General features: G+C 56.4%; 1 protein-coding gene. It reads left to right on the forward strand.

From position 1 onward, the window contains the following. Positions 1-134 (forward strand): transposase (locus FLO80_RS22525; protein ID WP_149187113.1); only part of this gene is annotated, 134 nt, incomplete at its 5' end. Positions 135-381: the final 247 nt, after the last annotated feature.

Consider the following 381-nt stretch of genomic DNA (forward strand, 5'->3'; position numbering starts at 1 on the left):
AGCGGCGCAACCGCATCGAGATCATGTTTGGCAGGCTCAAAGATTGGAGACGCGTGGCGACACGCTATGACCGCTGTCCCAAGGTGTTCCTCTCAGCCATCGCACTCGCTGCAACCGTCATCTACTGGTTATGAATCCTGACCCTAGAACTGAAAATATGCTGCGTTCAGCATCAACGTCCGCTTCTGTGAGCCGCAGCGCAGCATCTATTATCATCTATGAATGACCACATTGGGCCGAGGCTGTGTGGAAACTCGACGGCTACAGCCTTCCGGGGCGCAACTTCAGCCAGCTTGCTGATATCGGCTCATATTGGTCGCATGGGGCGGTTTTGATGCCTCCGAGGGCTTCGGAGCAGGCTTGGCGCACACCGCCGTGGAT

The sequence above is a fragment of the Aquicoccus porphyridii genome (genome assembly GCF_008369105.1).
GTDB lineage: Bacteria > Pseudomonadota > Alphaproteobacteria > Rhodobacterales > Rhodobacteraceae > Aquicoccus > Aquicoccus porphyridii.